The following is a 12,708-nucleotide window of genomic DNA, read 5'->3' as shown; positions in this document are numbered from 1 at the left end:
GGTTATCGCTGTGCGCAGGTCGATATATTGAGCTAGTTTATGGTCTTTTTATTTTTGAGATCAATTTGAACACTAGGGTTGGGCTGGATCTGGTAGACTTAGGGCCCCTTATTTAGGAATCCTAGTGTTATGTTGTGCTCCCATTGCAACCAGTATATTAAAGTGAGTGAAATCAGCCATCAGCGGGGAAAGGGTTTCCATGCGCAAGTTCAATGTCCCCATTGTGCTGCCTGGCTTGGGCGTAGTCCAACGCTTGCCAAACTTAAATTACTCGGATTTTATTTGAGCCTCTTCACTGGGCTTTACTGTTACTTTGATGCATCGGTCAGGCACTTTTTAATTCCTGTGATGATTTTTTCTTTAATGCTGTTGTTTGTAAGTCATTTTATGGATCAAGTGATTACGATAGAAGCACCGGAAAAGCCCGATGATAGTGAGCAGCGGCAAAAATACCGTTAATCACAATATGGCATCGAGAGCCCAAAGAAATGGGCTCTGGGGAAAGGCCATCGTGTCGTTATTGAACGACTTGCTCTTGGCTCTCTAATGAATGTTCAACGTAATAAATTCCGCCCAAAATCAATGCGCCGAAAATCACTATGCCTAAGATTAGCCCTAAGTTGTCACGAAAAAATGCTAGCATTTGGGTTGCCTTTTGATAGATGGACGGAGGAATAATGCCAAGCGAACCTTGTGGGTTTTCGCCTGCATAAAGACTCAATACACTATAGTTATCCTGACTTAAGCTAATCTTAAATACCGTATTTTGCTAGTCTACGCCTTGTTTTTCATCTGTTTTATCTATAACTGCATTTAAAGGTAAATATCTTGTAACTTATTGCAGAACCATTACCTTATTGCAACTTACCATGGGCCTGACATAAACTTGTGTCACTTTTTTACTATGGGGACGACTAGGTGAGACTTCAACGTCACATAAGACGCACAATTTCAATATGGCTTGCTGCCGTATTGGTATTGCTGTCTTTTGCCGCCTCCGCCCATAGTGTGACCCATCTTGACGATGGGGCGAAAACCCACTGTACCCTGTGCTTCCATCAGCACCAGCTCAACAAGATTTTATTGACCCAACCGCTGACGCTCAATTTAGCTGTGCAGCATTTCGATGTGGTCGAATTTGATTTACTCCCCTTCATTTCAAAGCACGTTAGTGTTTACCGCAGTCGTGCGCCTCCTTTTAGTCTCTAAATCAACTAAAACATTTTAACTTATTGTATTTCTTGATGACTTTATATCAGCCATCGAGTGCTAGTTGTATTTTGGAGATATCATGACTGTGTTAAATACCCGAATTTCTTTGGTGGCTTTGGCGTGCGCTTTAGTTTCGCCGACACTCTTAGCGGAAGATTCGAGCCTGACTAATCCTGCGATCAGTGCCGTTTTAAATGGCTATTATCAAACGGGCGAGCGTCCCTTGGCCGAGACCACCGATGGTTTTGGTTTAGGTGAAACAGAACTGGCGATGAGCGCCAACATTGACGATATGTTCTATGGCAAAGTGACAGCCGTGCTTGAGAGCCATGACGGTGAGACCGAGCTGAATCTTGAGGAAGCCTTTATTCAAACTATGGCGATGCCGGCGGGTTTTTCGATCCGTGGCGGCCGTTTCCTATCGGATATTGGTTACCTCAATAACCAACATTTACATACCGATTCCTTTACCGATCGTCCCATCGTTTACCGTGCGTTTCTAGGGGGCCATTACTTTGATGATGGGGTGCGTTTCAACTACGTAGCTCCGACAGACTTGTATTGGACTATGGGTGTCGAAGCCTTTAAGGGCGACAGTTTGCGTGCGGCCGATGAACATGGCGAGCGTGAATTTGAGAAGGTTGGAGTCTATACCTTATATTCAAAAATCGGTGGCGATATCGGCGATAACAGTTCATGGCAGGCGGGCCTAAGTTACCTACGTAACGAAAATGGCCAAGTAACGGCCCATGAAGAGGGTGAAGATCTGGGAGAGGAAGTCACGGAGGAAGGCCATAGCCACGCAGCATCTTATACGGGTAAGAATACCTATGGTGCCGATTTTGTTTACAAGTGGGCACCCAATGGTAACTACAAGTATCAAAATTTAACCTTGAGCGGTGAATATTTCCGCGTTAACGATTTTACTCCCGCTGAATTACATCCCGAGGATGCGCCGAGTAAAGATTACCACCAAGGTTGGTATTTGAGCAGTGTGTATCAATTTACCCCGAGTTGGTCTGCGGGGGTGCGTTACGGTGAGGTCGATACCCAGGAGCTCCATGATGATCATTTCCATGGGCAAAAGTTGAAGGAATCAGAGGCTACTCTGGCGTGGCATTCTAGTCATTTCTCGACGGTTCGTTTCCAGTATACTCATCAAAAAGGTACGAATTTTGACGGTATTGAAGACGATAACATCTTTACTATCCAATACATTATGTCTCTGGGGGCCCACGGTGCGCATCAATTCTAATTTAGCTAAATTGGCCGCAGTGGCCTTATCTGTCACTTACACTGGTTTGGCCCATGCCGAACTCAATGTATTTGCCTGTGAACCTGAATATGCGGCGTTGGCTAAGGAGCTTGCTCCTAGCGCGAACATCTATTCGGCAACAACGGCATTGCAGGACCCGCATCAAGTGCAGGCGCGACCAAGCTTGATTGCCAAAATGCGTCAGGCGGACCTAGTGGTCTGCGCTGGCGCCGACCTAGAGATAGGTTGGCTGCCTATGCTGCAGATGAAGTCGGCGAATGCTAACGTGCGCTCGACCGAGCAGGGCTTATTTTTTGCCGCCGATCAAATCGAAACCCTAGACAAATTAGCCAGTGTCGATCGCAGCATGGGTGATGTGCATGCTAAGGGCAATCCGCATCTTCATTTCGATCCGACCCGACTACTCAATGTCGCAACAGCCTTAACGGCTAAGATGGTTCAGCTTGACCCTGCGGGCGCGGCCGATTATCAAAAGTCATTAGCTGACTTTAGCGCCCGTTGGCAAGCGGCAATTCCCCGTTGGGAGGAGCAAGCCAAAGGGTTACAGGGCAAAAAAGTGATCGCCTATCATTCTAGTTTTAAATATCTATTCAATTGGATTGGTATTGAACAAGTAGCAGATTTAGAACCTAAACCAGGACTTGCTCCCACCAGTGGGCATTTGGCGAGTTTGTTGAGCCGCGCCGAACAGGGCGATATTTTGGCGGTTATCGTCGCCTCCTATCAGGATGAGCGCGGTGCCAAATGGCTCGGTGAAAAAGCGAACTTACCTGTGGTGATCTTGCCTATGTCCGTAGGGGGTAATGACAGCAGCCAAGATCTCTTTAGCCTATACGACAGCGTCATTTCCCTCTTAAATGGAGTGAAATAAGGCCTATGTTTGATCTGGAGCTGATGTCGATTCTCTTGCCTGCACTGGCGGCGGGGATCTTAGTGTTGTCGACACATATTGTATTAGGTAGGCAAGTGCTTAAGCGTGGCATTATCTTTATCGATTTGGCCATAGCGCAGGTTGCCGCCCTAGGCGCCATCGTCGCCCATATGGACCACAGATTAGAGGAGATGCCATTTTCCCATGTGTGGATGCCAGCCCTGTTTGCCCTTGGGGGGGCGGGGTTTATCGCTTGGTTATCTAAGCGAATGGCGGGTGAGTTAGAGGCAATGATCGGCTGCTTTTATGTGTTGTCGGCGGTGGCAGCTATGTTGCTATTGGCAAATGACCCACACGGAGCCGAGTTGTTAAAGCAATTGATGTCGGGCCAGATCCTCTGGGTGAGTTGGTCACAGTTGGTGTTGTCTACACTAGTGTATTCGGCCGTGCTATTAGCGATATTTCTGCGTCCCCAAATTTTGGCGGGGGCAGGGTTCTATCTGCTATTTGCGTTGGTTATCACCCTGTCGGTTGAATTAGTGGGTGTTTATCTGGTGTTCAGTACCTTGATATTGCCTGCTTTAGCACTGAACAAGTATCGCGGTAAAGGTCGGTTATTGTACGCTTACCTCGTCGGTTTGCTTGGTTATGTTTTAGGGCTAATCCTGTCGGCGACGTTAGACCTGCCAAGCGGAGCGGCGATTGTCGCAACGTTGGCCGTGAGCGCCTTAGTTTTCCGCTTGGTGTTAAGCCGAGTATCCCCCCTGGCTGTGGAGACTAACGTCTTGCCTAAACAGCACGTCTAAACGGAAATAAAAGCCCATCGATAAGCTGGAGGTTTAGCATATCGGTGGGCTTTTTATTTGTTGTGTTTGAACATTTAGTTGGTTGTGTTAGTCAGTCAGCTTACAGATGTAAACAATATATTGAGTCCCTAGGCCATGGTGGCTATACTGTCGCCACTTATATCGTCGGAGTATGCCGTGCTGTTAATCGTCAGATCTATGTTGTTGGCGGTGTCATTGTTGCTTGCCTTTATTTTTGGTGGCTTAGTTTGCTTGTTGAGGCCTCGTCACCGTGACAATGTACATATGTTCGCCAAGATCTTCTCATCAGTCTCCCCGATCCTAGGGATTAAAGTCATAGTACGTCGCCATAAAGACATACAGGATGGACCTTATATTTTCCTAGCAAATCATCAAAATAACTTCGATCTTTTTACCCATACTAAGGCTGTACCTAAGGGAACCGTCAGTTTAGGTAAGAAGAGTTTGGCGTGGATGCCATTGTTTGGCCAAATTTATTGGTTGTCGGGCAATATTTTAATCGATCGTAAAAATCGCCATAGCGCCTTCGAAACTATGGCTAAGACGGTCGAAAAAATTAAGCAAAACAGTTTATCTGTGTGGATTTTCCCCGAAGGCACGCGTTCACGTGGGCGAGGATTATTACCCTTTAAAGCGGGCGCCTTCCATACTGCGCTTGCGGCTGGGGTCCCCGTGGTCCCTGTGCTGGCATCCTGTCAGAGCCATATTAATTTAAACCGTTGGGATAATGGGGTCGTTATCATTGAGATGATGGCGCCAGTACCTACGGCTGGATTAGATAAGGCCGATGTTAAGGCATTTTCGGCGCAAATCTATGCCAGCATGTCGACAAAGTTCGCTGAGATAAATCGAGAAGCGGCAACATTAATGGGTAAAACTCTTACGGATGATGACGTATAATACCCTCAATTTGAGCCAGATTTACCTTAACGGAGACAAATCCATGTCTATTGAAAGTCAGTTAAAAGCCCAACTTGCCGAGAATCGTGACATAGTGCAAGCCCTGCTTGATGATGGCTCAGAGCCAGATGCGGAATACATTATTGAGCATCATTTTTCATCTACCAATTTTGACCGTCTCGAAAAAGCGGCGGTGGATGCGTTTAAACTCGGCTTCGAAGTCAATGATGCAGAGGAAATGGAGCTCGAAGATGGCTCAGTGATCTTCTGTTTCGATGCGATTGCTCACCATAAACTGGATGTTGCACTATTGGATAAAGCCGCAGAGCAATTACTGCAACTGGCCGCAAAACAAAAAGTGGATTATGACGGTTGGGGAACCTACTTCGTTGGTGATGACATGGACGACGAAGATGAGGATGAAGACGACGAGGATGACGGATTCCCGCATTAATTTGCCCTTGTCTGTAAAAATAAAACCCACATCAGTGGGTTTTATCTTTTTAGGGGTATAAATTACTCACTCTGTGCACTGTGTAACACGCTACAATTTCGCCCTTTTTGCTTAGCTTCATATAAAGCCCTATCCGAGCAGGAAATCCAGCCTGAACTACTGCTGATATGTTTACCTATCTCACAAACGCCTAAGCTGACCGTTACTTTGATGTTGAGCCCATCGTAAACTATGGTTGAGTCGGCAATTTTTTCCCGCAAACGCTCGGTAAAGTGAAGGGCATCTACTCCAGTCGTTTTGGGCATGACCACAGCAAATTCTTCACCACCATAACGGCCGACACAATCGGTTTCCCGTAGGGACTGGCTGAGAAGATGGGCGATATGTTGAATCACTTTATCCCCGGCGAGATGACCATAGGTATCATTGATATTTTTAAAGTGGTCTATGTCTATCATCACTAAACTAGCCACTCCCGAATAACGGGCATACAAATCAAATTCATGCTCTAAGCATTGTTGCCAGTGACGTCGATTATGTAGCTGGGTTAAGCCATCGGTTTGGCTGAGATGCTCAAGTTGTTCGTTAGCCGCCTTAAGCTGCAACTTGTTGACCGCAATATCGGTAACGTCATACACAATGACGCTGATATGGGTTATTTGCCCAGTTAGGGAGGCTAGCGGTAGCAGAGTCACGTTTTGATACATGAAATCGGCGCGACCAGTGATAGGGCGGTAGTTTTTGAATTGGAACACATAGGGCCTTTGTTCCCAACTGATAAAGGCCCGATTTTTAAGCATAAAAACCGACTCCATTTTCTGCTTTAACCAAGAGGCGGGCAGCTCGGGGAAGCGAGTAAACAGATTTTGGCCTTTGATCGAATTCGGGGAAACACCGCTATGGTTTTCCATAAAACCGTTCCACAGTTGGATATTGTAATGACGATCTAACACGACTAATCCCACCTCTATGGTTTGCACCATATCGATAAGCCAATGTAGTTCGTTCATTGCGCTTTGGTCATTTGACATAAAGTAAAATCCAACGGGTTAATTGAGTAAATAGCCGAGCTTATAGCTCAGAGTGGGGATGGAATCCTCGGTAAAAAGCAATAATAGATCACATTGAATATTATGATTTTCAATCCGATAGTTGATCTCCATCGCCAAAGTTCGGTTCCACTTCTCTGAGTTATCATGGATAAGATCGTTGACAGTGCAATGACGGCCAAGTACCACGGGATGGGCTTGGCTGAATTTCATATCGAGCTGTTCGGATATTCCATTGAGGAAAGCGCCAATCAATACATTGCCTGTATCGATAAGCACTTCTATCTCGGTGTTTTTATCTTCAGGATTGGCGAGCCCCATGAGTTTGGCCATATCTTGAAAGCTAGAGTCATGGAATAGCAGCAAGGCTTCACCCGCGATCCCTGCACCAATAAAACCTTGGCAAAGTGCGGAAACCGTCGAGCTTTCCTCTGTGGCTTTGAGCGCCATAGTCAACTCACTGACCTCAAGCACATTCACATTAGGAATGGGAAGCAGGACAAAGACATCGAGTAACTTTGCCAATAAATCGGCTGCTCGCCCCATGGCAACGTTGGCTATTTCCTGGCAGGCATCGCGCATATCGACTTTGATCATCGGCACTTCATCGGCCAGATCTTTTTGCGCTAGGGTGAGGATGCCGTATTCCTGCAAAATATTGCTGATGGCGTCGGCACTGACGGGCTTTTGGATAAAATCTAAGGCACCTAATGCTTTGACGCGTTCATGGGCCTTGATTTGAATATCGCCTGAAACCACTATTATCAGTGCGGGCAGGTCGTTTTGTTGCACAGTTTGCAGCACTTCATAACCGTCCATCACGGGCATATTAAGATCGAGAAACACCACTTCACCTTTACCCGCGCGAATGGCATCTAATCCTTCGGCACCATTGGTAGCGTAGGTAATTTCGACATCCCACTCTTTGGGCAGGGTGCGGGCCATTTGCTTGCGCGCCATGGCGGAATCGTCACAGATGAGTACAGATATTGTCATGCTGACTGGTGATCCTTAATTTGCCCATTCATTGAAGATAACACTAATTTTTTAAGTTTGACTGACGAATTGTGAGCTTCGGGCAAGTCTAATTTATATCTTCTACGTGTAAGCTGCAGATTTTGATGTGCTAAATTCCTTGCAGATACTATCTGGGTTTGGTGTTATGGAACTCACGTTGTTTCACCAATATTTGAACTCGAATGGCCTATCTTGCTGAAAGAGCTATTAACGTTCTCAAACTTAATCGTTACAGCCTAACATAGTTGTCCAGCAATATTTGGTTGTAATGACAATATTTTGACCAAAGTCAAAAATTGCGCCTATGTTATATCTTTTAGTGAATTATGCCAAATGTGTTAACATTTAATCTGGACTGACCAGTAATGGAATATTTCATGAGTGACCAATGTGTGCAAGTGACAATTGACGATGGCATTGCCTATGTGCTGCTTAATCGTCCAGAGAAGATGAATGCAATTAATTATTTAATGTTTAGTCAGTTGGATAGGGCAATTAAAAACATTAAAAAAAATCGCCGAATTCGTGCGGTTATTCTTTCGGGTGCTGGCGGCAATTTTAGCTCTGGGCTGGATGTTAAAAGTGTGATGTCGGCGCCGATGCAAGCGGTAAAACTGCTTTTTAAGTGGTTACCAGGCAATGCCAATCTTGCACAGCGTGTCTCCCTCGGCTGGCAGCGTTTACCTGTGCCTGTCATTGCTGTGCTCGATGGTTGCTGTTTTGGTGGCGGAATGCAAATCGCCCTCGGCGCAGATATACGTATTGCCAACCGTGACAGTCAGTTATCAATCATGGAGGCCAAGTGGGGGCTGGTACCCGATATGGCGGGATTGGTGACACTGAGGCAAATTATGCCCAAGGATCAGGCCATGTTGTTGACCCTGACGGCTAAAGTGATGGGCGGTGAAGAGGCCTTATCCCTTGGACTCGTGACTCAATTAAGTGAACAGCCTATGGTGGCTGCCAAACAATTAGCCGCACAGCTCTGTAAGACCTCCCCCGATGCGGCAGCGGCGATCAAGCAGAGCACTAACTCGAGTTGGACCGCCTCGCTACGTAGCCTGTTAAGCCGTGAATCCTTAAGCCAGATTAAGCTGTTACTGGGTAAAAATCGCACTATTGCCGCGGTGCGGCAGTTAAAAGATCCCGATAAACCCTATCGCGATAGACAATCGGGCTGGTGATTGGGTCACGTTATAAAGATTGCGGGGTGGAACAGTGGTTTCCGCTTTATGTGAGAGAGGAGTACAGTTTGCTATTTATTAGGCTCATTGACTCAACTATGCTCAATTGAAAGTGATTTTAAATAAATTACTTATTTAATCAGTGCGATAGGCTTGCCATAGCATTCGCTCACCGACACGCAGCTAGTCCATCCTTGGATGCTCGACCGCCCCATCTGATGTGAAAGGATTCACAAATGCCGCGATGGCATGGATGCCAAAAAGCGGCCATGGGGCGGACGGTCGTCTCGCAAATCACCATGGCCCACCTGTTTAACATCGGTGTAGCCTGTTTGTTTTAAAGTAGATATGTGACTCGTTTTGGGACAAAACCTTGCTAGATTTTTGACTCTAATTCATTGGTTTCGGATTAATATTTGTAAGGCAATTATTGAAAGTTAGTATTAAAACCGATAAACAAGCTATCCATTTTCTTTGCATGAACTTAAGCGAATGATCTCCAAAAGCTCATTTGGTCAAAACCCGCAGCAGACTGAGAAGCTCAAAACAGTAGAAGAGATCACTCATAGACAGCAGAAGCGATCTATTGCTGCACCAATTAATTTGGTGGCGCTGCACTAAACTGCCCGCCCTGCTGGCAGACCGTGACCACTTCTACCGGCAACGGCTGCCCAGTCTGCTGGTTGAATTGCCCAGTTTCAGGCAAGAAAAAGCCCCAATAAAATGGTGCTAATAGAAATTAGAGCTGCCTCATAATGGGCCACGTAATGTAGGTTGATAGTGGCATATAGAAAAATAGAAAAACAAAAAAATATGTACACTTTTTGATCTTTTTGCTTACTTCTTCACTGTGGAAATCTATATCTCTAAACAGACCTTTCTTACTGACATATAATTCAAAAATAATGCCCAACATGATTGCAGAACCAATTATCACGTACATAATATTGGAACTTTCGAACTTTAAATATTTTAGTAACAGAACTAACCAAGGCATGAGAGGAAATAAGATAAATAGCTCAACTTGAGCGACAGCAAGACTACAAGCACGATCGTCTGACGTACCATGACGTCTTGCGTACGCCCACCCACCAATTAGAAAGTCGTCAAAGAAAAAAGTTTTCATAATTTAATCACCGGTACCCCAAAAATCTGTTTCATTGTATTCACAGGGTCTTCTCTCCATCCTTTCTGGATATTATGTGTATAATAAAATCTAGCCACCCATTTTAGATCAACATAATGCACTTTGGGTTTGTCTACAATTTGTACGAGCTAAAATTGCTTAAACTAGAGTCATCAAAAGTTATAGGGCTAAAGCTGAGGCATAAAAATGAGCTAACTCATTAAAAATTGGTGTATTTAAGACATGCTAACTCACCCAATAAAACAAATGGGCAGTGATTGGTTTGGTTAAGCAGGATTACAGTTAATTGCTGTGAAAGTGCTGGCAGTTTGCCGCAAAGTGCCGTCGTCGCTTTTCTAAGTGTTCGCAGTAATCGGTCAGCTCTTGCAGCGTACCTACTGGGCCATGAAATAACTTGCCAAACTCTGTGGTCAATTTAAGCCAATTGTCTTGGGATATATTTAATATTGTCAGTAACTTGGCGCTATTTTTACTGATGCTTCCACGTTTATCATTGCGGATGATTCGACCGGTATCATCAACCAATTCGAGGTAATCGGTTAAGGAAAAGGCAATGCCATTGGGTTGGTTATCACGTTCATTGCCGATGAAAGGCAGTAGACTTTTAGGCTGTTCACCTTTTAATGCAGCACGAATCCGCAGCTGGATACCGGTATGGTCGGATTGTTCTGGCGTATCGGCCACCTTGGCTCGAATGGACTTTTGCCAATAAAGAGTAATCAACATAGGCCATACAGGCTAACACTGCGGCTTCATCAAGTAGAACCTGTGACTTAAAACGACCTTCCCAAAATCGGCCTGTGCAGTTATCTTCTTGATTTGCTTGCCTTGCGATGGGTTCGTTGAGGCAGCGCACTCTTTTGAAAACACTGGCAACTGATATCACATAAACGGCTGCGATAAATGGCGATTGAATGCTTTAATCTGTGAACCTCATGCGTTTCAACTAACTCACCTTTGGCGAATTTTTGTGTTAATTCATCGCCTTTAAATAGCTTATGCCATTGCTCAAGCACCTCCCTGTCGCTCCAGCGGTTTGCTGTCTCTATATCAATACGTAAAACCACATGTAGATGATTGGACATCACCGCAAAGGCCGTCACATCTATTGCAAAAACGGCTTCGAGTTCAAACAGTAGCGACTCTACCCAAGCGCGGCGATGGTCATAGTTTTTACCTGAGTAATCATCATCGCCACACAAAAAGCACGTCGAACGACACGGCTACAGCAATGGTAATAGGGAGTGTCTTCAACACTAATCTGAGTTCTACTAGGCCGCGGCATAGTCACTCCTCCACATCAACACTTTTACAGAGTCTAGTAGAGGATCCTAAACTACACGATTTAAAATGGGTGGCTTGATTTCCTATTTAAAGTTTTGATCGTCTTTTGATCTAAATATACAAACCACCATTTATAGGCTAGTATCTTTTCTTGTTAATAAATTGTTTATTCAAGGATGAGATATGAACAAGATAGTTATATTTACCCTAATTTTAATTTGTTCAGCGTGTGGTTCAACTTATTCGGTAAAACCGACAAAGCAAGATAATCAGAAGTCTTGGTACTCTGAAAATGATACTCCAATGCATGTTACAACAGCATGGCAAGGTGCTGAAGGTGCGAAAAAGCTTATTGATGACATAAATCTCTGTAGTAAGGTTGTGGCTGGAAAACAGAGTGTTGGAGGGGTGGATTACGTGCAGTCCACAAAATGCTATTTAAGCATTTTAACTGACAGTGATACGGAGATGTTTTATAGAGATTTAAATGCAAGTGCAGATGTTCAAGCTCCAATTGTATCAAGCAAAAATGAAGGGCGAAATTATGAAATATCAATGCAGTGGTCGAAGCATACTTGGATTGTAGAGCCAGAAAAACTAGATGCACAGCAAGACCTCAATATAAAAGATAATTCAATATATAAAATCGGTATAGGGGTTAATATTGTTGCAAAAATATACAATGTCTCAACCGGTTTAGATTTAACAAACTTACCAGCTTTAGCATTTCAATTAAAAGCGTCTGAATCTCGAGGAACTATCAGTTTTAATAGAATTGGAATCAATGGGAAAGTAACAGAGTTAATTTTTCCGGGAGTGAGTAAAGAACTGTCTCCTGAGTCATTAGCTCAAGCTTTAGACGGCTTACAAAAAATACAGATACTACTCTATTCCGATGAAGATATTGTATTAAAGCCAAGTGTGCTTGGTTATAAACTACCTGAGTCTGAAGTAAATATTGATGAAAATGCAGGATGGTTATATTTAGGGCATTACTCAAATGCAGAAAGTGCTCTTCAAATGAATATTGTTGAGGCCGAAAATAGTAGTGTTGGAAATCTTATTGGTAAAACAATCACCATAAACGCTGATAAATCATTAAGAATAGATAGACCAAGATTCCCCTATTACTCAATACCTGCAGAGAAGCAGCCCATCAAAACAAATTGTCAGTTAAAAGTTGAGCAACTTGCTAATGTTGGATTAAACAAGTATTGGGCTCTGGTGTCTAAATTAAATAAAGATATTTGTGATAATGTAAGTGGGAAGTAAATCACTTAACCGATAACTTTTAATTGTCTATCTGAACATTGTGATTTTTAGGTATCACGAGGGGCAAAAGCTGTTTAGCTGAACTAACAACTCAAGGGTTAGTTAGATTGGCATTGTTGCACCAGTGACCTTCTAAAACATGGATAATGGAATGGACCCATCCACTTTTAATCGGCCTCGCAATGGGCCACGATGTAGTCGCTAAAACTCATCAA

At 44.2% G+C, this 12,708-nt stretch carries 12 protein-coding genes and 1 pseudogene; 9 read left to right on the top strand and 4 right to left on the bottom strand.

Annotated elements, in window-relative coordinates:
* Positions 1 to 129 precede the first annotated feature (129 nt).
* Positions 130 to 459: a hypothetical protein gene (locus SOHN41_RS15575; RefSeq protein ID WP_007650824.1), complete on the top strand. Its 330-nt coding sequence runs from the start codon at positions 130 to 132 to the stop codon at positions 457 to 459.
* 58 nt (positions 460 to 517) lie between these two features.
* On the opposite strand, the gene SOHN41_RS20540 is transcribed toward SOHN41_RS15575, so the two are convergent.
* Positions 518 to 643, bottom strand: a complete 126-nt coding sequence (locus SOHN41_RS20540) for a hypothetical protein (protein WP_007650823.1) — start codon at positions 641 to 643, stop codon at positions 518 to 520.
* A 275-nt stretch (positions 644 to 918) separates the two neighbouring features.
* Here SOHN41_RS20540 and SOHN41_RS15565 point away from each other — a divergent pair, with 275 nt between their 5' ends.
* The 6 genes from SOHN41_RS15565 (at position 919) to rraB (ending at position 5,540) form a co-directional block, all read left to right on the top strand.
* Entirely contained in the window at positions 919 to 1,209 is a 291-nt protein-coding gene (locus SOHN41_RS15565; RefSeq protein ID WP_037459368.1) for a hypothetical protein, read from the top strand.
* An 82-nt stretch (positions 1,210 to 1,291) separates the two neighbouring features.
* Complete coding sequence (locus tag SOHN41_RS15560) at positions 1,292 to 2,467, top strand: hypothetical protein (RefSeq protein ID WP_007650820.1); 1,176 nt, start codon at positions 1,292 to 1,294, stop codon at positions 2,465 to 2,467.
* Complete coding sequence (locus tag SOHN41_RS15555) at positions 2,451 to 3,359, top strand: metal ABC transporter solute-binding protein, Zn/Mn family (protein WP_007650819.1); 909 nt, start codon at positions 2,451 to 2,453, stop codon at positions 3,357 to 3,359. Before SOHN41_RS15560 ends, SOHN41_RS15555 begins: the two co-directional genes overlap by 17 nt.
* A gap of 5 nt (positions 3,360 to 3,364) precedes the next feature.
* Positions 3,365 to 4,165, top strand: coding sequence for a metal ABC transporter permease (locus tag SOHN41_RS15550; RefSeq protein WP_007650818.1), 801 nt, complete (start codon positions 3,365 to 3,367; stop codon positions 4,163 to 4,165).
* A 177-nt stretch (positions 4,166 to 4,342) separates the two neighbouring features.
* Positions 4,343 to 5,086: a 1-acylglycerol-3-phosphate O-acyltransferase gene (locus tag SOHN41_RS15545; protein ID WP_007650817.1), complete on the top strand. Its 744-nt coding sequence runs from the start codon at positions 4,343 to 4,345 to the stop codon at positions 5,084 to 5,086.
* A 43-nt stretch (positions 5,087 to 5,129) separates the two neighbouring features.
* The gene (gene rraB, locus SOHN41_RS15540; protein ID WP_007650816.1) at positions 5,130 to 5,540 is read left to right on the top strand and encodes a ribonuclease E inhibitor RraB; all 411 of its coding nucleotides are present in this window, start codon (positions 5,130 to 5,132) and stop codon (positions 5,538 to 5,540) included.
* A gap of 62 nt (positions 5,541 to 5,602) precedes the next feature.
* Here rraB and SOHN41_RS15535 read toward each other — a convergent pair whose 3' ends face one another.
* Positions 5,603 to 6,571 (bottom strand): sensor domain-containing diguanylate cyclase, encoded by a 969-nt coding sequence (locus SOHN41_RS15535; RefSeq protein WP_007650815.1) that lies wholly within the window; start codon positions 6,569 to 6,571, stop codon positions 5,603 to 5,605.
* Between the two features lie 18 nt (positions 6,572 to 6,589).
* Complete coding sequence (locus SOHN41_RS15530) at positions 6,590 to 7,585, bottom strand: response regulator (RefSeq protein ID WP_007650814.1); 996 nt, start codon at positions 7,583 to 7,585, stop codon at positions 6,590 to 6,592.
* A gap of 398 nt (positions 7,586 to 7,983) precedes the next feature.
* Between SOHN41_RS15530 and SOHN41_RS15525 the strand changes: the two genes are divergently transcribed.
* On the top strand, positions 7,984 to 8,790 hold the full coding sequence (locus SOHN41_RS15525) for a crotonase/enoyl-CoA hydratase family protein (RefSeq protein ID WP_007650813.1): 807 nt from the start codon (positions 7,984 to 7,986) through the stop codon (positions 8,788 to 8,790).
* Between the two features lie 1,429 nt (positions 8,791 to 10,219).
* Here SOHN41_RS15525 and SOHN41_RS15515 read toward each other — a convergent pair.
* A pseudogene (locus SOHN41_RS15515) lies at positions 10,220 to 11,222 on the bottom strand (transposase).
* Positions 11,223 to 11,404: 182 nt separating this feature from the next.
* Here SOHN41_RS15515 and SOHN41_RS15510 point away from each other — a divergent pair.
* A complete protein-coding gene (locus tag SOHN41_RS15510) occupies positions 11,405 to 12,493 on the top strand; it encodes a hypothetical protein (protein WP_007650800.1) in 1,089 nt (362 codons plus the stop codon).
* Positions 12,494 to 12,708 lie beyond the last annotated feature (215 nt).

The organism is Shewanella sp. HN-41 (genome assembly GCF_000217915.1).
Taxonomy (GTDB): Bacteria; Pseudomonadota; Gammaproteobacteria; order Enterobacterales; family Shewanellaceae; genus Shewanella.
Note: the sequence above shows the minus strand (reverse complement) of the source record. Positions and strands in the feature narration are given on the sequence as shown.

Coding starts and splice junctions, on each gene's coding strand:
- SOHN41_RS15575 (WP_007650824.1), top strand. CDS start 130: ATGTTGTGCTCCCATTGCAACCAGTATATTAAAGTGAGTGAAATCAGC.
- SOHN41_RS20540 (WP_007650823.1), bottom strand. CDS start 643: ATGCTAGCATTTTTTCGTGACAACTTAGGGCTAATCTTAGGCATAGTG.
- SOHN41_RS15560 (WP_007650820.1), top strand. CDS start 1,292: ATGACTGTGTTAAATACCCGAATTTCTTTGGTGGCTTTGGCGTGCGCT.
- SOHN41_RS15550 (WP_007650818.1), top strand. CDS start 3,365: ATGTTTGATCTGGAGCTGATGTCGATTCTCTTGCCTGCACTGGCGGCG.
- rraB (WP_007650816.1), top strand. CDS start 5,130: ATGTCTATTGAAAGTCAGTTAAAAGCCCAACTTGCCGAGAATCGTGAC.
- SOHN41_RS15535 (WP_007650815.1), bottom strand. CDS start 6,571: ATGTCAAATGACCAAAGCGCAATGAACGAACTACATTGGCTTATCGAT.
- SOHN41_RS15530 (WP_007650814.1), bottom strand. CDS start 7,585: ATGACAATATCTGTACTCATCTGTGACGATTCCGCCATGGCGCGCAAG.
- SOHN41_RS15525 (WP_007650813.1), top strand. CDS start 7,984: ATGAGTGACCAATGTGTGCAAGTGACAATTGACGATGGCATTGCCTAT.
- SOHN41_RS15510 (WP_007650800.1), top strand. CDS start 11,405: ATGAACAAGATAGTTATATTTACCCTAATTTTAATTTGTTCAGCGTGT.